15 protein-coding genes are annotated in these 18,078 nt (G+C 52.1%); 13 read left to right on the top strand and 2 right to left on the bottom strand.

The window, feature by feature from the left end:
- Positions 1 to 6 precede the first annotated feature (6 nt).
- Both yfbR and AC3ISQ_RS07890 read right to left on the bottom strand, forming a co-directional pair.
- Positions 7 to 606 (bottom strand): 5'-deoxynucleotidase, encoded by a 600-nt coding sequence (yfbR, locus tag AC3ISQ_RS07885; protein WP_489352085.1) that lies wholly within the window; start codon positions 604 to 606, stop codon positions 7 to 9.
- Between the two features lie 117 nt (positions 607 to 723).
- A complete protein-coding gene (locus tag AC3ISQ_RS07890; protein ID WP_489352086.1) occupies positions 724 to 1,938 on the bottom strand; it encodes a pyridoxal phosphate-dependent aminotransferase in 1,215 nt (404 codons plus the stop codon).
- An 842-nt stretch (positions 1,939 to 2,780) separates the two neighbouring features.
- Here AC3ISQ_RS07890 and lrhA point away from each other — a divergent pair.
- From lrhA to nuoM, 13 genes are all read left to right on the top strand, one after another.
- Positions 2,781 to 3,716, top strand: coding sequence for a transcriptional regulator LrhA (gene lrhA, locus AC3ISQ_RS07895; RefSeq protein ID WP_489352088.1), 936 nt, complete (start codon positions 2,781 to 2,783; stop codon positions 3,714 to 3,716).
- A 710-nt stretch (positions 3,717 to 4,426) separates the two neighbouring features.
- Positions 4,427 to 4,867, top strand: coding sequence for an NADH-quinone oxidoreductase subunit A (locus AC3ISQ_RS07900; RefSeq protein ID WP_489352090.1), 441 nt, complete (start codon positions 4,427 to 4,429; stop codon positions 4,865 to 4,867).
- A 30-nt stretch (positions 4,868 to 4,897) separates the two neighbouring features.
- On the top strand, positions 4,898 to 5,572 hold the full coding sequence (locus tag AC3ISQ_RS07905) for a NuoB/complex I 20 kDa subunit family protein (RefSeq protein ID WP_489352092.1): 675 nt from the start codon (positions 4,898 to 4,900) through the stop codon (positions 5,570 to 5,572).
- An 82-nt stretch (positions 5,573 to 5,654) separates the two neighbouring features.
- Positions 5,655 to 7,451 (top strand): NADH-quinone oxidoreductase subunit C/D, encoded by a 1,797-nt coding sequence (gene nuoC, locus AC3ISQ_RS07910; RefSeq protein WP_489352094.1) that lies wholly within the window; start codon positions 5,655 to 5,657, stop codon positions 7,449 to 7,451.
- A gap of 2 nt (positions 7,452 to 7,453) precedes the next feature.
- Complete coding sequence (nuoE, locus tag AC3ISQ_RS07915) at positions 7,454 to 8,005, top strand: NADH-quinone oxidoreductase subunit NuoE (protein ID WP_489352096.1); 552 nt, start codon at positions 7,454 to 7,456, stop codon at positions 8,003 to 8,005.
- On the top strand, positions 8,002 to 9,351 hold the full coding sequence (nuoF, locus tag AC3ISQ_RS07920) for an NADH-quinone oxidoreductase subunit NuoF (RefSeq protein ID WP_489352098.1): 1,350 nt from the start codon (positions 8,002 to 8,004) through the stop codon (positions 9,349 to 9,351). Before nuoE ends, nuoF begins: the two co-directional genes overlap by 4 nt.
- A gap of 99 nt (positions 9,352 to 9,450) precedes the next feature.
- Complete coding sequence (nuoG, locus tag AC3ISQ_RS07925; protein WP_489352100.1) at positions 9,451 to 12,186, top strand: NADH-quinone oxidoreductase subunit NuoG; 2,736 nt, start codon at positions 9,451 to 9,453, stop codon at positions 12,184 to 12,186.
- Positions 12,183 to 13,160 carry an NADH-quinone oxidoreductase subunit NuoH gene (nuoH, locus tag AC3ISQ_RS07930; protein WP_489352101.1) on the top strand — a complete coding sequence of 326 codons (978 nt, stop codon included), beginning with the start codon at positions 12,183 to 12,185 and terminating at the stop codon, positions 13,158 to 13,160. Before nuoG ends, nuoH begins: the two co-directional genes overlap by 4 nt.
- Positions 13,161 to 13,174: 14 nt before the next feature.
- A complete protein-coding gene (gene nuoI / locus AC3ISQ_RS07935) occupies positions 13,175 to 13,717 on the top strand; it encodes an NADH-quinone oxidoreductase subunit NuoI (RefSeq protein WP_004947256.1) in 543 nt (180 codons plus the stop codon).
- A gap of 13 nt (positions 13,718 to 13,730) precedes the next feature.
- Entirely contained in the window at positions 13,731 to 14,291 is a 561-nt protein-coding gene (gene nuoJ, locus AC3ISQ_RS07940) for an NADH-quinone oxidoreductase subunit J (protein WP_489352103.1), read from the top strand.
- Positions 14,288 to 14,590, top strand: a complete 303-nt coding sequence (gene nuoK, locus AC3ISQ_RS07945) for an NADH-quinone oxidoreductase subunit NuoK (RefSeq protein ID WP_489352105.1) — start codon at positions 14,288 to 14,290, stop codon at positions 14,588 to 14,590. Before nuoJ ends, nuoK begins: the two co-directional genes overlap by 4 nt.
- Positions 14,587 to 16,434, top strand: coding sequence for an NADH-quinone oxidoreductase subunit L (gene nuoL / locus AC3ISQ_RS07950; RefSeq protein WP_489352106.1), 1,848 nt, complete (start codon positions 14,587 to 14,589; stop codon positions 16,432 to 16,434). Before nuoK ends, nuoL begins: the two co-directional genes overlap by 4 nt.
- A 94-nt stretch (positions 16,435 to 16,528) precedes the next feature.
- Positions 16,529 to 18,073: an NADH-quinone oxidoreductase subunit M gene (gene nuoM, locus AC3ISQ_RS07955; protein ID WP_489352108.1), complete on the top strand. Its 1,545-nt coding sequence runs from the start codon at positions 16,529 to 16,531 to the stop codon at positions 18,071 to 18,073.
- Positions 18,074 to 18,078 lie beyond the last annotated feature (5 nt).

The following is an 18,078-nucleotide window of genomic DNA, read 5'->3' on the forward strand; positions in this document are numbered from 1 at the left end:
TTGGTATTAAGGCAGATCGTATTGGCTGATTTCATCTAGCGACAGATTAAAGCTGGGGACGAACACCTCCATGAAATAGTCCATCTCAGGGCTATGACGTAATTGCAGCGTTTTATCCAAGCGCGCTTTTGCCAGTTGGAATTCATTGTTCCCAGCGGAAAGCTCTTCCAAACATTTCAAATAGGCGCACAGGGCATCGGCCTGTTTTACAATCAGTTTTTCATCTTCGCTGTAACAACTTTCATCTAAAATCGTGCGGAAGTCATTACGTAATTCTGCCGGGATCATTTCCAACAATTTTTGCTGGGCGATTTTCTCTATCTTTTTATATTCGTGGGCAATTTGTGGATTGTAGTACTTGATGGGCGTCGGCATATCGCCGGTGATCACTTCACTGACATCATGGTACATCGCCAGCAATGCAACACGTTCGGTATTCAGGTTACCGTTGAATTTGCGGTTTTTAATGACCGCTAAAGCATGGGCGACAAAGGCGACTTGCAGGCTGTGCTCAGAAACGTTTTCAGTGCGTACATTCCGCATCAGCGGCCAACGGTTAATCAGTTTTAAGCGGGATAGATGGGCAAAGAAATGGCTCTGGCTCATGGTGTTCTCTCTACAGCGGCAAGAAGAGGGATATTGTGGGGAGTGTGAACGGGTTATGCAAATCTAGCCGTGCGGTGAGATGAAAAGGGCACCACTGATGGTGATGCCCAGAGAGATTTACTGGTGATAAGTTTCCAAGAAGCGGCCTAGCTTACCGACTGCCATCTCTAGCTCATCAACACGTGGCAAGGTAACGATGCGTACGTGATCCGGATAAGGCCAGTTAAACGCGGTACCTTGTACTAGCAAGACTTTTTCTTGCAGCAGTAAGTCCAGCACCAGTTTCTGGTCATCGCGAATATTGAAACGTTTGGCATCAATACGCGGGAACATATACAGCGCACCTTGCGGTTTCACGCAGGAAACACCAGGAATATCGTTCAGCAGTTCCCAAGTCCGGTTGCGCTGCTCGTACAAGCGACCACCGGGTTGGATAAATTCACTGATGCTTTGATAACCGCCCAGAGCGGTCTGGATGGCGTGTTGCATCGGCACGTTAGCACACAGGCGCATCGAAGCCAGCATTTCCAAACCTTCAATATAGCCTTTGGCGTGCTTCTTCGGCCCGTTGAGTACCATCCAGCCTTGGCGGAAACCGGCTACGCGGTAGGTTTTAGACAGACCGTTAAACGTCACCGTCAACAGATCCGGGGCCAGTGCCGCAATAGAGTGGTGTTCTGCTTCGTCGTACAGAACCTTGTCGTAGATTTCATCGGCGAAGATGATCAGGTCATGTTGACGGGCGATCTCAACGATCTGCTCCAGCAACTCTTTGCTGTATACCGCGCCGGTTGGGTTATTTGGGTTGATGATCACGATACCGCGCGTGCGGGGGGTGATTTTACTGCGGATGTCGTCTAGATCCGGGAACCAACCAGACTCTTCATCGCACATGTAGTGCACCGCTTTGCCGCTGGACAAGGAAACCGCCGCTGTCCACAACGGATAATCCGGCGCAGGAACCAGCATTTCATCACCGATGTTCAACAACGCTTGCATAGATTGCACTATCAGCTCGGAAACCCCATTGCCGATGTAGATATCCTCAACCGTCATGTCACGCATATTGCGCGCCTGATAGTGCTGCATGATCGCTTTACGTGCTGAATAGAGGCCTTTCGAATCACAATAGCCTTGTGCTGTGGGCAAATTGCGGATCACGTCGACAAGGATTTCATCGGGGGCATCAAAACCGAACGGTGCGGGGTTGCCGATGTTCAGTTTGAGAACCTTATTGCCTTCTTCTTCTAGACGTTTTGCTTCTTTGAGCACCGGGCCACGAATGTCATAGCAAACGTTGTCCAGTTTGTTGGATTTCTCAATGAGAGACATAAAAAGTTGAGCCTTCTGCTGGGAGGGGGGTGCTCCTACCATGGCGCACCGCAACCCGTCCAATGTACTCCTGGTGCTGGTGCTTTTGAAGGGTTTTACCCACCTTTGGTGAAAATGATCGGTCAGAAGTGCGATTTCGACGATGAAAAGTCTTCTGTTTCTTATTTGTTAGCTATAAAATCTTATTTTGTTTTATTTTTTGGTTTTTTATGCTTGGCGGGAATTGGCATATCGGTCATTGTGAAGTCATATATGACCAGAGTGGGGAAATGATTGATAAGGAAGGACGTAGCATTAAACCAAGGTGACGATAAAGTCCTGGTAATGCCAGAGTTATCTGATGTCAGGTTTTTGAAAAAATTCGGATTATAATTACATTAGCAATATTTTAGAGTTTGCTGACATTATCGTTGGTTAATAGTTTATAGGACAGGTTAGAATAAGAACTTACTAGTTGAATTTATTAGAGTTGATAAATGTTACACCACATGACATCGGTAAGCTCCTACCTATTTTGTGGTATTAAGTGATGCTGGCAGCTGTGCTGTGCGGGGGACCAATGCGGTATGATTGCAGTGGAAAAGTGACTGCAGGGGGGAGTAAAATTACTGACTTATCTAAAGTTAACACTTTGTACTAATAATACTTAACTAGGTTCTATTAGCTTCGGCGATAGGTTTCATTTTAAAAAGCGATAGAGGTAACGAAATATAAGTAATTTTTTTGCCCTCCACCAATGAGTGGGGTACTGTCATGTCCAGGTAGCGTCCCTTTAGACGATGCCTCAGAAATACACCAGGGTAGTTTGTAAATTAGAAATCATAAAAGTGAAGAAAAACACTATGACCAACGCAAATCGTCCGATACTTAATCTCGACCTCGATCTGCTACGAACTTTTGTTGCTGTTGCTGATTTGAATACGTTTGCGGCGGCTGCTGTCGCTGTGTGCCGTACTCAATCTGCAGTTAGCCAACAAATGCAGCGGTTAGAGCAATTGGTGGGCAAGGAGTTGTTTGCTCGCCATGGGCGCAATAAATTGTTAACCGAACACGGTATTCAGCTTCTCGGTTATGCCAGGAAAATCCTGCGCTTTAACGATGAAGCCTGTACCTCTCTGATGTACAACAATATTCAAGGTGTACTGACTATCGGCGCTTCTGATGATACTGCCGATACCATCTTGCCTTTCCTACTTAACCGAGTGACCACCGTTTATCCAAAATTAGCGATTGATGTGCGGGTAAAACGTAGTCCGTTCATGACTGACATGCTGGAAAGTGGCGAAGTTGATCTGGCGATTACCACCGTAGAAACGGAAGGGCATCCACATATTGTGCTGCGTACTTCTCCTACACTGTGGTACTGCGCAGCGGATTATCGTTATCAAGTCGGTGAGCCGATCCCCTTAGTGGTGATGGACGAACCTAGCCCATTCCGCGCAATGGCGATTAAACATTTGGACGATGCTGGCATCCCTTGGCGTATCGCTTATGTGGCATCGACGCTTTCTGCGGTACGTGCAGCTTGTAAAGCGGGCTTGGGGGTTACCGTGCGGCCAATCGAAATGATGAGCCCAGAACTGCGTGTATTGGGGGCGGCTGAAGGTTTACCTAAGTTGCCAGAGACCCAATATGCACTCTGCAAAGATACTCGGTGTGAAAACGAACTGGCGATGGCAATTTTCAACGCCGTTCAGAGCGGTAACGAGACCTACAGCTTTAGTGGGCCAGTTTCTGCTCTGCAGAACCATAATTTCCACAGCGACGAAGACGAGTAATCTTCCCCGGTAATACATCAGTCAAAACCCTGCTTCGGCAGGGTTTTTTTTGGGCTGTCTGATATAGAAATACAATAGTTATAGGGTTTTCGAAGGGAATTTATTACGGAATTCCCATTTATTTCGTTTTTACCAATGCTATAAGCAAGAATAGCAGGGGGAAAACTGTTTTTGGCGTTTTTTTATCCAGACTTGTCTTGCAGTAAAGGCCTGGAGTTACAAAGGTTATTTTGTTATTTTAGTGCGGTTTATTTTTTGGGCTGAGAATTGACAAAATTGGTTAAAGCACCACACTTTTGTTGAGGATTAATGCTGGAAACGTGTCCTGGATCAAAAAAATACCCCTAGCTAGTGAGTGGAAGAACAGGTAATTCCTGCGAAAATGGTATAGTAAAACTGAAATGTGCACGTTGGTTTATATCTGCCTGTTTCTACACAGCAAATGACTGACTCGATTTAGCCTTTCGTCAGTCGCATCAAATGTTAATAAAATGATGATTGTGTAAACTAACGTGTAGATACTTTTGTCAAAGTTGACAAAAGGTTATAGAAAGGAGTAAAAAGCCCACAGTAAAAACGCTGGCTAACCTGCTGTAATTGCCGTCTTTTTTATGTGGTTATTTATCCTTCCCTTAAATCGATGTGGTGCGCTAACTGCCAGTCACAAGAGCAGTACGTTCGACACCACTTTTGATGAGTAAGCATAGAGTATGTCAACAACCACTGAAGTTATCGCTCATCACTGGGCGTTCGCCGTATTTCTTGTCATGGCAATCGGGCTTTGCGGTTTTATGCTGCTGGGCGCGTTTTTCTTGGGCGGGAGAGCCCGAGCACGCGCCAAAAACACCCCTTATGAATCAGGTATCGACTCGGTCGGTTCGGCGCGGATGCGTCTGTCTGCCAAGTTTTATCTGGTCGCCATGTTCTTCGTTATTTTCGACGTTGAAGCCTTGTATCTGTATGCCTGGTCGGTCTCGATTCGTGAGAGCGGTTGGGTAGGCTTTATCGAAGCTGCCATTTTCATTTTGGTTTTATTGGCCGGTCTGGTCTATCTGGTGCGCGTTGGCGCGTTGGATTGGACACCTACGCGTTCTAAGCGTTTGAGCAAACCAAGCACAATTACCAACAGCAACTGTCAACCACCGCAGTAAGTCACTTGTGGTTAAAAACGAGGCATTAAGATGGACTATACGCTCACCCGCATAGACCCCAACGGTGAGAATGACCGTTACCCCCTGCAAAAACAGGAAACTGTTGCCGATCCTTTAGAGCAACAGGTTCACCGCACGGTTTACATGGGTAAACTCGAGCATGCGTTGCATGACATGGTGAACTGGGGGCGCAAAAACTCTATATGGCCGTATAACTTCGGCCTTTCGTGCTGTTATGTAGAGATGGTGACCTCGTTTACCGCCGTGCATGACGTCGCGCGTTTTGGTGCGGAAGTACTGCGTGCTTCTCCGCGTCAGGCCGATCTGATGGTGGTGGCGGGCACTTGCTTTACCAAGATGGCGCCAGTTATCCAACGTCTGTACGAACAAATGTTGGAACCTAAATGGGTTATTTCTATGGGTTCCTGTGCTAACTCCGGCGGCATGTACGATATTTATTCCGTCGTGCAAGGCGTGGACAAGTTCCTGCCGGTCGACGTGTATATTCCTGGTTGCCCACCGCGCCCGGAAGCTTACATGCAAGCGCTGATGCTGTTGCAAGAATCCATTGGTAAAGAACGTCGTCCGTTGTCATGGGTCGTTGGTGACCAAGGCGTTTATCGCGCCAACATGCAATCGGAAAGAGAACGTAAGCATGCTGAGCGTATTGCAGTGACTAACTTGCGCACGCCAGACGAGATTTAAGACGTTCATTTTTGCGCTATTGGTTAGCACAGCGAAATTCAAAATTGCGGCGATTTGACCCTTTAGTGTGGTGAAAAAAATTATGACAGATTCAACGACGCACGACGCTTTGCCTGTTTGGCACACCCGAGATCACCTAGATGACCCAGTGATCGGCGAACTGCGTAACCGTTTTGGGCCGGAAGCCTTTACTGTTCAGGCCACTCGTACCGGAATGCCCGTGGTATGGGTGAAAGCTGAACAGCTGCTGGAAGTAATGACCTTCCTGAGAAAACAACCGAAGCCATACGTCATGCTGTTTGATTTGCATGGTGTGGATGAGCGTCTGCGTACCCATCGCGACGGCTTACCAGCGGCGGATTTCTCGGTGTTCTACCATCTGATTTCCATCGAGCGTAACCGCGACATCATGCTGAAAGTGGCGCTGTCTGAAAAAGACTTGCACGTGCCCACAGCGACCAAAGTATTCCCGAATGCCAACTGGTATGAGCGTGAAACTTGGGAAATGTTCGGTATTACCTTCGACGGCCACCCGAACCTGACGCGCATCATGATGCCGCAGACTTGGGAAGGCCATCCACTGCGTAAAGACTACCCGGCGCGTGCCACCGAATTCGATCCGTTTGTATTGACCAAACAGAAAGAAGACCTGGAAATGGAGGCGTTAACCTTCAAACCAGAAGACTGGGGCATGAAGCGCGGTACCGAGAACGAGGACTTCATGTTCTTGAACCTCGGCCCGAACCACCCATCTTCGCACGGCGCGTTCCGTATTATTCTGCAATTGGACGGCGAAGAGATCGTCGACTGTGTGCCAGACGTGGGCTATCACCACCGTGGCGCAGAGAAGATGGGCGAGCGTCAGTCTTGGCACAGCTACATCCCGTACACTGACCGTATCGAATACCTCGGCGGTTGCGTTAACGAAATGCCCTACGTATTGGCGGTGGAAAAACTGGCCGGCATCAAGGTGCCAGCACGCGTCGATACCATCCGTGTGATGCTGTCCGAACTGTTCCGTATTAACAGCCACCTGCTGTACATCAGTACCTTCATTCAGGACGTGGGCGCGATGACCCCGGTGTTCTTTGCCTTTACCGATCGTCAAAAAGTTTACGATCTGGTGGAAGCGATTACCGGTTTCCGTATGCACCCGGCTTGGTTCCGCATCGGCGGTGTGGCGCACGACCTGCCGAAAGGCTGGGATCGTCTGTTGCGTGACTTCCTGGATTGGATGCCGAAGCGTCTGGACTCCTACGTGAAAGCAGCGCTGCAAAACAGCGTGCTAAAAGGCCGTTCTGTCGGTGTGGCTTCCTACAACGCGAAAGAAGCGTTGGAGTGGGGCGTGACGGGCGCTGGCTTGCGTGCGACGGGTGTTGAGTTCGACGTGCGTAAATGGCGTCCGTACTCCGGCTACGAAAACTTCGACTTTGAAGTGCCTGTCGGCGACGGTAACAGCGATTGCTATACGCGTGTGATGCTGAAAGTGGAAGAGTTGCGCCAAAGCCTGCGCATCCTCGAACAGTGCTTGAACCACATGCCAGAAGGTCCGTTCAAGGCCGATCACCCGCTGACTACTCCGCCACCGAAAGAGCGCACGTTGCAGCATATTGAAACGCTGATTACCCACTTCCTGCAGGTTTCCTGGGGGCCGGTGATGCCAGCCAATGAATCATTCCAGATGGTTGAAGCAACCAAAGGGATCAACAGCTACTACCTGACCAGCGACGGCAGCACCATGAGCTATCGCACCAGGATTCGTACGCCGAGTTATGCCCACTTGCAGCAGATCCCTGCGGTAATCCGTGGCAGCTTGGTCTCTGACCTGATCGTCTATCTGGGTAGTATCGATTTTGTTATGTCAGATGTGGACCGCTAATTATGCATTCTCAAAAAGACACTCACGGGAATACCGAAGCGCTTGAGCCGATCAATGCAGCCGCCCCACAGGGCGGCGTTGATGCATTTGAGTTGAGCGCAGAAGAACGTGATGCGATCGAGCACGAAAAGCACCATTACGAAGACCCGCGCGCAGCGTCTATCGAAGCACTGAAGATCGTGCAGAAACAGCGTGGTTGGGTACCGGATGGGGCGATTTATGCCATCGCAGAAGTGCTGGGCATCCCAGCCAGCGATGTAGAAGGCGTGGCCACATTCTACAGCCAGATTTTCCGTCAACCTGTTGGCCGCCACGTGATCCGTTATTGTGACAGCGTGGTTTGTCACATCACCGGTTATCAAGGCATTCAGGCTGCTCTTGAGAAGAAACTGGACATCAAACCGGGTCAAACCACCTTTGATGGCCGTTTCACTCTGTTGCCAACCTGCTGTCTGGGTAACTGTGACAAGGGTCCTAACATGATGATCGATGAGGACACCCATTCTCATCTGACACCTGAAAAGGTGGTCGAACTGTTGGAGCGGTATAAATGATTGATATCAAACGTACTGCCGAAATGCACCCGCTGACATGGCGGCTGCGCGATGACAAACAGCCCGTCTGGTTGGATGAATATCGCAGCAAAAACGGTTACGCCGGTGCTGAAAAAGCGCTGAAAGGCATGGCGCCGGACGACATCGTAAACCTGGTTAAAGACGCCGGTCTGAAAGGCCGTGGCGGTGCAGGTTTCTCCACCGGTTTGAAGTGGAGCTTGATGCCGAAAGACGAATCCATGAACATCCGTTACCTGCTGTGTAACGCCGATGAAATGGAGCCTGGCACCTACAAAGACCGTTTGCTGATGGAGCAACTGCCACACCTGTTGGTGGAAGGCATGTTGATCTCCGCTTTCGCACTGAAAGCCTACCGTGGCTACATCTTCCTGCGCGGTGAGTACATCGAAGCAGCGGTTCATTTGCGTAAAGCGATTGAAGAAGCCAAGGCTGCGGGTCTACTGGGTAAAAATATCCTCGGTAGCGGTTTCGATTTCGAGCTGATTGTTCACACTGGCGCGGGTCGCTACATCTGTGGTGAAGAAACGGCGCTTATCAACTCGCTGGAAGGCCGCCGCGCCAACCCGCGCTCCAAGCCGCCATTCCCTGCCTCTTCTGGCGTATGGGGCAAACCGACTTGCGTGAACAACGTAGAAACTCTGTGCAACGTGCCTGCGATTCTGGAACACGGTGTGGATTGGTATCAGGGCATCTCTGCCGGTAAGAGCAAAGACGCCGGTACCAAACTGATGGGCTTCTCTGGCCGGGTGAAAAACCCAGGTCTGTGGGAGTTGCCGTTCGGGACTACCGCACGTGAGATCCTTGAAGACTACGCAGGTGGCATGCGCGATGGCTTGAAATTCAAAGCTTGGCAGCCGGGCGGCGCAGGGACTGACTTCCTCACCGCTGATCATCTCGATCTGCCAATGGATTTCGAAAGCATCGGTAAAGCCGGTAGCCGTTTGGGCACCGCGCTGGCGATGGCTGTCGACCACGAAATCGGCATGGTTTCTCTGGTGCGTAACTTGGAAGAGTTCTTCTCCCGTGAGTCTTGTGGCTGGTGTACACCGTGCCGTGACGGCTTGCCGTGGAGCGTGAAGATCCTGCGTGCACTGGAAAATGGCGAAGGCCAGCCTGGGGATATCGAAACCCTCGAGCAGCTATGCCGTTTCCTTGGCCCGGGCAAAACCTTCTGCGCCCACGCGCCAGGTGCCGTAGAGCCACTGCAAAGCGCAATTAAATATTTCCGTGACGAGTTCGAAGCCGGGATCAAAGTCCAGCAGTTTAGCAATGTTCATGCTGTTGGCGGCATCCAGCCGAATAACTTGTTGAAGCAGCGCTGGTAAGCCAGCACGCGGCGGGGCATTGAGCAACGTCCCGCGACACGGCCAGAATTTTTGATTAACAGCTTGTCGTAAGACAAGCCACTTGGAAGCATGCTGACTATGGCTACGATTCATGTAGACGGCAAAGAATACGACGTAGATGGAGCTGACAACCTGTTGCAGGCTTGTCTCTCTCTCGGCCTCGATATTCCTTACTTTTGCTGGCACCCGGCGCTGGGCAGCGTCGGCGCTTGCCGCCAATGTGCGGTAAAGCAATACCAAAACGCGGAAGATACCCGCGGTCGTTTGGTGATGTCATGTATGACCCCGGCATCCGATGGCACTTTCATTTCCATCGATGACGAAGAAGCCAAACAGTTCCGTGAGAGCGTGGTGGAATGGTTGATGACTAACCACCCACACGACTGTCCGGTATGTGAGGAGGGCGGCAACTGTCACTTGCAAGATATGACAGTCATGACCGGCCACAGCTTCCGTCGTTACCGTTTCACTAAGCGTACTCACCAGAATCAGGAGCTGGGGCCATTCATTTCTCATGAGATGAACCGCTGCATCGCCTGTTATCGCTGTGTGCGTTACTACAAAGACTACGCCGACGGCACCGACTTCGGTGTTTACGGTGCACACGACAACGTTTACTTCGGTCGTCCGGAAAGTGGCACGCTGGAAAGCGAGTTCTCCGGTAACCTGGTAGAAGTGTGCCCGACTGGTGTGTTCACCGATAAAACCCACTCCGAGCGTTATAACCGTAAGTGGGACATGCAATTTGCGCCAAGCATCTGCCAACAGTGCAGCATCGGCTGTAACACCAGCCCGGGCGAGCGCTATGGTGAACTGCGTCGTATCGAAAACCGTTACAACGGCAGCGTGAACCATTACTTCCTGTGTGACCGTGGTCGTTTCGGTTATGGCTACGTCAACCTGAAAGACAGGCCACGTCAGCCACAGCAACGCCGTGGTGACGATTGGATCACCTTGAACGCCGATCAGGCGATGCAAGGCGCTGCAGATATTCTGCGTCAGGCGAAGAAAACCATCGGTATCGGTTCTCCACGCGCTAGCTTGGAAAGCAACTTCGCATTGCGTGAGTTGGTCGGTGCTGAGAACTTCTACACCGGTATCGCTCAGGCGGAGCAAAATCGTCTGCAACTGATGTTGAACGTGCTGAAAAACAGCGGCGTTTACACTCCAGCGCTGCGTGAGATCGAAGATTACGATGCAGTTCTGGTATTGGGCGAAGATTTGACTCAAACCGGCGCGCGTATTGCTCTGTCAGTACGTCAGGCGGTGAAGGGTAAAGCTCGCGCAATGGCTGCAGCACAGCGTGTTGCCGATTGGCAGATCGCAGCGGTGCAGAACATTGGTCAGCACGCCAAACACCCACTATTCATTACCAACGTTGATAACACCAAGCTGGACGATATCGCCGCTTGGAACTATCGCGCCCCGGTAGATGAACAGGCTCGCCTTGGCTTTGCCATTGCTCACGCGTTGGATAATACCGCGCCAGCAGTGAACGACTTGGCTGAAGGTTTGAATAAGAAGATTGACGTGATCGTACAGGCTTTGGCCGGTGCGCAAAAGCCGTTGATTGTCACTGGTAGCAACGCGGGTAGCGAAGCAATCATCGAAGCCGCCGCCAACATCGCTAAAGCGCTGAAAGGCCGCGGTGCCAACGTCGGCATTACCTTTGTTGCAGGAGCCGCCAACAGCATAGGCTTGGCGATGATCGGTGGTGGTTCATTGGATCAAGCGCTGGCGCAGTTGACCAGCGGTGAAGCCGATACTGCCATCGTGATGGAAAACGATCTCTACCGTCACGCTTCGGCTGCGGTGGTCGATGCCGCGTTGAACAAGGCCAGCCATCTGATTGTTGCCGACCATCAACGCACCGCCATCATGGATAAAGCTGACCTGATCCTGTCTGCGGCGAGCTTCGCAGAGAGCGACGGTACGCTGGTGAGCCAAGAAGGCCGCGCACAGCGCTTCTTCCAGGTTTACGATCCGGCTTACTACGATGACGCAGCGAAAAACATTCATAGCGTGATGTTGGAAAGCTGGCGTTGGATGCACTCGCTGCACTCCACCTTCACCAGTCGTCACGTCGATTGGACGCAACTGGATGATGTGATCGCCGCTTGTGTGAACGACTTGCCGCAGTTGAAAGGCATTGTCGAAGCCGCTCCAGATGCTAGCTTCCGCATTCGTGGTCAAAAACTGGCGCGTTCACCGCATCGCTACAGTGGCCGTACCGCGATGCGTGCCGACATTAGCGTGCACGAACCGCGTCAGCCGCAGGATAAAGACACCATGTTCGCCTTCTCAATGGAAGGGAACAACAGTCCGCTGGCCGATCGTCAACAGATCCCATTTGCTTGGGCTCCGGGCTGGAACTCGCCGCAAGCATGGAACAAGTTCCAAGCTGAAGTGGGTGGCAAATTACGCCACGGCGATCCAGGTGTGCGCCTGATCGAAGCGGGGGAGGGGAATCTCGATTACTTCTCAACCATTCCGACCGCGTTCAAAGCCGATGGCTGGCGTGTCGCGCCGTATTACCACTTGTTCGGCAGTGACGAGATGTCACAACGTTCTTCGGTTATCCAACAGCGTATGCCACAGGCCTATGTGATGGTGAACCCGGGCGATGCCGCGCAACTGGGCGTTAACGCAGGTAGCTTGGTTGAGTTCAACTGTGCCGGTCAGACGCTGCGTCTGCCAGTGCGCTTGAGCGAAACCTTGGCGCAAGGTCAGGTCGGTTTACCACTCGGCTTGCCGGGTATTCCGCCGGTATTGGTGGGTGCGACGGTTGAAAATCTGCGGGAGGCAGCACTATGAGCTGGTTTACGCCTGAGGTGATCGACATCTTGATCGCCATTCTGAAAGCGGTAGTGATCCTGCTGGTGGTTGTGACCTGCGGGGCTTTCATGAGCTTCGGCGAACGTCGCCTGCTGGGTCTGTTCCAGAACCGCTACGGGCCAAACCGTGTCGGCTGGGGCGGCTCATTGCAGCTGGTCGCCGATATGATCAAGATGTTCTTCAAAGAGGACTGGGTTCCTAAGTTCTCTGACCGGATCATCTTCACTTTGGCTCCGATCATCGCCTTTACTTCTCTGTTGCTGGCTTTCGCCATCGTCCCGGTCAGTCCGACCTGGTCGGTCGCTGATCTCAATATCGGTATTCTGTTCTTCCTGATGATGGCGGGGCTGGCGGTATACGCCGTGCTGTTCGCCGGTTGGTCGAGCAACAACAAATACTCGCTGTTGGGGGCCATGCGTGCTTCGGCACAAACCCTGAGCTACGAAGTGTTCATCGGCTTGTCGCTGATGGGCGTGGTGGCGCAGGCGGGTTCCTTCAACATGCAGGCGATCGTTGAATCACAGGCTCATGTCTGGAACGTGATCCCGCAGTTCTTTGGCTTCGTGACCTTTGCGATTGCGGGCGTAGCGGTGTGTCACCGTCACCCGTTTGACCAACCGGAAGCGGAACAGGAACTGGCCGATGGTTACCACATTGAATATTCCGGTATGAAATTCGGTCTGTTCTTCGTCGGTGAATATATCGGTATCGTCACCGTTTCTGCTCTGATTGTGACGTTGTTCTTCGGCGGCTGGCAGGGTCCATTCTTGCCACCTTTCATCTGGTTCGCGCTGAAAACCGCGTTCTTCATGATGATGTTCATCCTGATCCGTGCTTCGCTGCCGCGTCCACGTTATGACCAGGTGATGTCCTTCGGTTGGAAAATTTGCCTGCCGTTGACGCTGCTGAACCTGCTGGCAACCGCCGCGGTCATTTTGTACAACGCTCAATAAGGGGTGAATGAACCATGACATTGAAAGAGTTATTGGTTGGTTTCGGCACCCAGGTGCGCAGCATTTGGATGATAGGCTTACACGCCTTCGCCAAGCGCGAAACCCAAATGTATCCGGAAGAGCCGGTTTACTTGCCGCCGCGCTACCGTGGTCGCATTGTGCTAACGCGCGATCCGGACGGTGAAGAGCGTTGCGTCGCCTGTAACCTGTGCGCCGTTGCTTGCCCAGTCGGCTGTATCTCTTTGCAAAAAGCAGAGCAGAAAGACGGTCGCTGGTATCCAGAGTTTTTCCGCATTAATTTCTCACGCTGCATTTTCTGCGGTCTGTGCGAGGAAGCTTGCCCAACCACCGCTATCCAGTTGACGCCGGATTTCGAAATGGGTGAGTTCAAGCGTCAAGATTTGGTGTACGAAAAAGAAGATCTGTTGATCTCGGGGCCGGGTAAATATCCGGAATATAACTTCTACCGGATGGCCGGTATGGCGATTGACGGCAAAGCGAAAGGCGAAGCCGAAAACGAAGCCAAACCGATCGACGTCAAAGGTCTGTTGCCCTAAGGAGCCAGCAAGCATGGAAATTGCCTTTTACTTAGCAGGTTTGATTGCGGTGATCGCGACGATTCGCGTGATCTCGCACACCAACCCTGTACATGCGCTGCTGTATCTGATCGTCTCTTTATTGGCGATCTCGGCAGTCTTTTTCTCACTGGGCGCTTACTTCGCGGCTGCGTTGGAAATCATTGTTTACGCTGGTGCCATCATGGTGCTGTTCGTGTTCGTGGTGATGATGCTGAACCTGGGTTCGGCGGTGCAGCAACAGGAACGCGATTGGCTGAAGCCTTCCGTTTGGATTGGCCCTGGCCTGTTATCACTGGTGCTGTTGGTGGTGTTGGTTATCGCCATTCGCAGCGTGTCCGATCAAGGTATCAGCGGTGAAATGGTGGACGCTAAAGCGGTAGGGATCAGCCTGTTTGGCCCTTACGTATTGGCGGTTGAACTGGCTTCAATGCTGCTGTTGGCAGGTCTGGTTGTTGCCTTCCACATTGGCCGTGAGCACAAGCCGGGCGAAGTGTTGAGCAACGCCGCGACGGGTAGCGATATGGCGAAAAGAAAATCGGAGGAGCAAGCATGATCCCTCTCCAACATGGTCTGATTCTGGCAGCTGTGCTGTTTGTACTTGGCCTGACCGGATTGCTGATCCGTCGTAACCTGCTGTTTATGCTGATCAGCCTGGAAGTGATGATCAACGCTGCGGCGTTGGCGTTTATCGTGGCGGGAAGCTATTGGCAACAACCCGACGGCCAAGTGATGTACATCTTGGCGATCAGTCTGGCGGCTGCCGAAGCCAGTATTGGCTTGGCGCTGTTGCTCCAGCTCTACCGTCGTCGTCATACCCTGAATATTGATACTGTCAGTGAGATGCGCGGATGAACCTATTATATTTAACAATTCTGCTACCGCTGATCGGGTTCCTGCTGTTGGCATTTTCCCGTGGTCGTTGGTCTGAGAACCTTTCAGCCACCGTCGGCGTCGGTTCTATCGGCTTGGCTGCGGTCGTCACCCTTTATGTGGCGATGGATTTCCTCAGCCAGAAAGCCACAGGTGTTCAAGTGTTTGATCAAAACCTGTGGAACTGGATGAGCGTCGGCGATTTCAGCATTCCTGTCACTCTGACGCTGGACGGCCTGTCGCTGACCATGCTGTCTGTAGTGACCGGCGTGGGTTTCTTCATCCACATGTTCGCTTCTTGGTACATGCGCGGTGAAGAAGGCTACTCTCGCTTCTTCGCTTACACCAACCTGTTTATCGCCAGCATGGTGGTTCTGGTACTGGCAGACAACTTACTGCTGATGTACTTGGGTTGGGAAGGGGTAGGGCTGTGCAGCTACCTGTTGATCGGTTTCTACTATAAAGATCCGGCCAACGGCGCAGCGGCGATGAAAGCCTTTATCGTCACCCGCGTGGGTGATGTGCTCCTGGCCTTCGCGTTGTTCATCCTGTACCACGAGTTGGGCACGCTGAACATCCGTGAACTGATGGTGCTGGCACCGCAAAAACTGGCGATTGGTGATACCGCGATCACTTGGGCAACGCTGATGTTGCTGGGTGGCGCAGTGGGTAAATCCGCTCAGTTGCCGTTGCAAACTTGGTTGGCCGATGCGATGGCCGGTCCAACGCCGGTTTCTGCATTGATCCACGCCGCAACCATGGTAACCGCAGGTGTTTACTTGATCGCTCGTACTCACGGCCTGTTCCTGATGGCACCGGAAGTGCTGCATCTGGTCGGCGTTGTCGGTGCTGTGACGTTGCTGTTAGCGGGCTTTGCTGCACTGGTTCAGACTGACATCAAACGCGTACTCGCTTACTCCACCATGAGCCAGATTGGTTACATGTTCTTGGCGCTGGGCGTGCAAGCGTGGGACGCGGCGATCTTCCACCTAATGACGCACGCGTTCTTCAAGGCGTTGCTGTTCCTGTCATCCGGTTCGGTGATTCTGGCCTGCCACCACGAACAAAACATCTTCAAAATGGGTGGCCTGCGTAAGAGCATTCCACTGGTGTACGTTTGCTTCTTGGTCGGTGGCGCGGCGCTGTCAGCTCTGCCGCTAATCACCGCTGGCTTCTTCAGTAAGGACGAAATCCTGGCTGGGGCGATGGCGAATGGCCACATGAACCTGATGATTGCCGGTCTGGTCGGTGCGTTCATGACCTCGATGTACACCTTCCGTATGATTTTCATCGTGTTCCATGGCGAAGAGAAAATCAAAGCGCATGCGGGTAAAGGCATCACTCACCACCTGCCATTGCTGGTGCTGTTGGTACTGTCTACCGCTGTGGGCGCGATGATCGTGCCACCACTGCAAGGCGTATTGCCTGCAACGACTGAACTGGCGCACGGCAGCGTGCTGACATTGGAAATCACCTCTGGGGTGGTTGCGATGGTTGGTATCTTGCTGGCCGCCGCACTGTGGCTGGGCAAACGTAGCCTAGTGACCAGTATCGCTAACAGCGCACCGGGGCGTTTCTTCTCGACTTGGTGGTTCCATGCCTGGGGCTTCGATTGGCTGTATGACAAAGTGTTCGTCAAGCCATACCTGGGCGTTGCGAAGTTGCTGCAACGCGATCCGATGGATCGTCTGATGACTCTGCCTGCCATCCTCTCCCGCTTCGGGAATCGTGGTCTGACACTGAGTGAGAACGGTCAGGTGCGTTGGTATGTCGCGTCTATGGGTATTGGTGCAGTGGTCGTACTGGCTCTGTTGATTTTGGTTTAACAGAATAGTTTAGACGCAATTATCGGGCGTAGCGCCCACATATGAGGCGCTACGTACAACGTTTGAAATTATTCGTATAGGGACACAAAACGCCATGCTATTACCTTGGCTAATTCTTATCCCCTTCATCGGCGGTCTGCTGAGCTGGCAGTGCGAGCGCTTTGGTACCAAGGCACCGCGCTGGATCGCGTTAATCGCGATGGGGCTGACGTTGGCACTTTCTCTGCAACTGTGGATGCAGGGTGGCTATTCGTTATTAACACCTCAGGGCATTCCACAATGGCAAGAAGAGTTCATTCTGCCGTGGATACCACGTTTTGGTATCAGCATTCACTTGGCGCTGGACGGTTTGTCACTGCTGATGGTGGTGTTGACCGGTCTGCTGGGCGTGCTGGCGATCCTCTGTTCATGGCGTGAAATCCAGAAGTATCAAGGATTCTTCCACCTGAACCTGCTGTGGATCTTGGGCGGCGTTATCGGCGTGTTCCTCGCCATCGACATGTTCCTGTTCTTCTTCTTCTGGGAAATGATGTTGGTGCCGATGTACTTCCTGATCGCTCTGTGGGGTCACAAAGCGTCGGATGGTAAAACCCGTATCTCTGCAGCAACCAAATTCTTCATCTATACCCAGGCCAGCGGCTTGGTGATGTTGATTGCGATTTTGGGGCTGGTGTTCGTGCACTTCAACGCCACTGGTGTGTGGACCTTCAATTACGAAGATCTGCTGAAAACACCAATGTCGCACAACGTAGAATACCTGTTGATGCTCGGCTTCTTCATCGCCTTCGCGGTGAAAATGCCAGTGGTGCCATTGCACGGCTGGTTGCCAGATGCACACAGCCAAGCGCCAACCGCGGGTTCTGTTGACTTAGCAGGCATCTTGCTGAAAACCGCCGCCTACGGTCTGTTGCGCTTCAGCTTGCCACTGTTCCCGAACGCGTCTGCTGAGTTCGCACCTATTGCTATGTGGCTGGGTGTGATTGGTATCTTCTACGGTGCTTGGATGGCTTTTGCCCAGACAGACATCAAACGTTTGATCGCCTATACCTCAGTGTCACACATGGGCTTCGTGCTGATTGCCATCTACACCGGTAGCCAGTTGGCTTACCAAGGTGCGGTGATCCAGATGATTGCTCACGGTCTGTCAGCGGCAGGTCTGTTCATTATCTGTGGTCAGGTTTACGAGCGTCTGCATACACGCGATCTGCGTGAGATGGGCGGCCTGTGGGGGCGTATCAAGTTCATTCCAGCGTTGTCGCTGTTCTTCGCGGTAGCAACCTTGGGGATGCCGGGTACCGGTAACTTCGTGGGTGAATTCATGATCCTGTTCGGCAGCTTCCAGGTAGCACCGACGATCACCGTGATCTCGACCTTCGGTCTGGTGTTTGCTTCGGTTTACTCACTGGTGATGGTACAACGCGCTTACTACGGTAAGGCAAAATCAGAGACTCCGTTGCCGGGCATGAGCCTGCGTGAATTGTTCATCATTCTGCTGTTGGTGGTTCTGTTGGTGCTGCTTGGGTTCTTCCCTCAGCCGATTCTGGATACCTCAAGCGCAGCGATGGGCAACGTGCAGCACTGGTTTAGTTCGTCTGTTTCAGCAATTTCAACATCTGATATTTCAACAACAAGGCCGTAATTCGC

It is taken from the genome of Serratia sp. KH_031, from assembly GCF_057839655.1.

What these genes read in the sequence shown, in the direction of transcription:
- nuoE (WP_489352096.1), top strand. Translation starts at nt 7,454, where the DNA reads ATGCATTCTCAAAAAGACACTCACGGGAATACCGAAGCGCTTGAGCCG.
- AC3ISQ_RS07890 (WP_489352086.1), bottom strand. Translation starts at nt 1,938, where the DNA reads ATGTCTCTCATTGAGAAATCCAACAAACTGGACAACGTTTGCTATGAC.
- AC3ISQ_RS07905 (WP_489352092.1), top strand. Translation starts at nt 4,898, where the DNA reads ATGGACTATACGCTCACCCGCATAGACCCCAACGGTGAGAATGACCGT.
- nuoH (WP_489352101.1), top strand. Translation starts at nt 12,183, where the DNA reads ATGAGCTGGTTTACGCCTGAGGTGATCGACATCTTGATCGCCATTCTG.
- nuoM (WP_489352108.1), top strand. Translation starts at nt 16,529, where the DNA reads ATGCTATTACCTTGGCTAATTCTTATCCCCTTCATCGGCGGTCTGCTG.
- nuoG (WP_489352100.1), top strand. Translation starts at nt 9,451, where the DNA reads ATGGCTACGATTCATGTAGACGGCAAAGAATACGACGTAGATGGAGCT.
- nuoL (WP_489352106.1), top strand. Translation starts at nt 14,587, where the DNA reads ATGAACCTATTATATTTAACAATTCTGCTACCGCTGATCGGGTTCCTG.
- nuoF (WP_489352098.1), top strand. Translation starts at nt 8,002, where the DNA reads ATGATTGATATCAAACGTACTGCCGAAATGCACCCGCTGACATGGCGG.
- AC3ISQ_RS07900 (WP_489352090.1), top strand. Translation starts at nt 4,427, where the DNA reads ATGTCAACAACCACTGAAGTTATCGCTCATCACTGGGCGTTCGCCGTA.
- nuoI (WP_004947256.1), top strand. Translation starts at nt 13,175, where the DNA reads ATGACATTGAAAGAGTTATTGGTTGGTTTCGGCACCCAGGTGCGCAGC.
- nuoK (WP_489352105.1), top strand. Translation starts at nt 14,288, where the DNA reads ATGATCCCTCTCCAACATGGTCTGATTCTGGCAGCTGTGCTGTTTGTA.
- nuoC (WP_489352094.1), top strand. Translation starts at nt 5,655, where the DNA reads ATGACAGATTCAACGACGCACGACGCTTTGCCTGTTTGGCACACCCGA.
- lrhA (WP_489352088.1), top strand. Translation starts at nt 2,781, where the DNA reads ATGACCAACGCAAATCGTCCGATACTTAATCTCGACCTCGATCTGCTA.
- yfbR (WP_489352085.1), bottom strand. Translation starts at nt 606, where the DNA reads ATGAGCCAGAGCCATTTCTTTGCCCATCTATCCCGCTTAAAACTGATT.
- nuoJ (WP_489352103.1), top strand. Translation starts at nt 13,731, where the DNA reads ATGGAAATTGCCTTTTACTTAGCAGGTTTGATTGCGGTGATCGCGACG.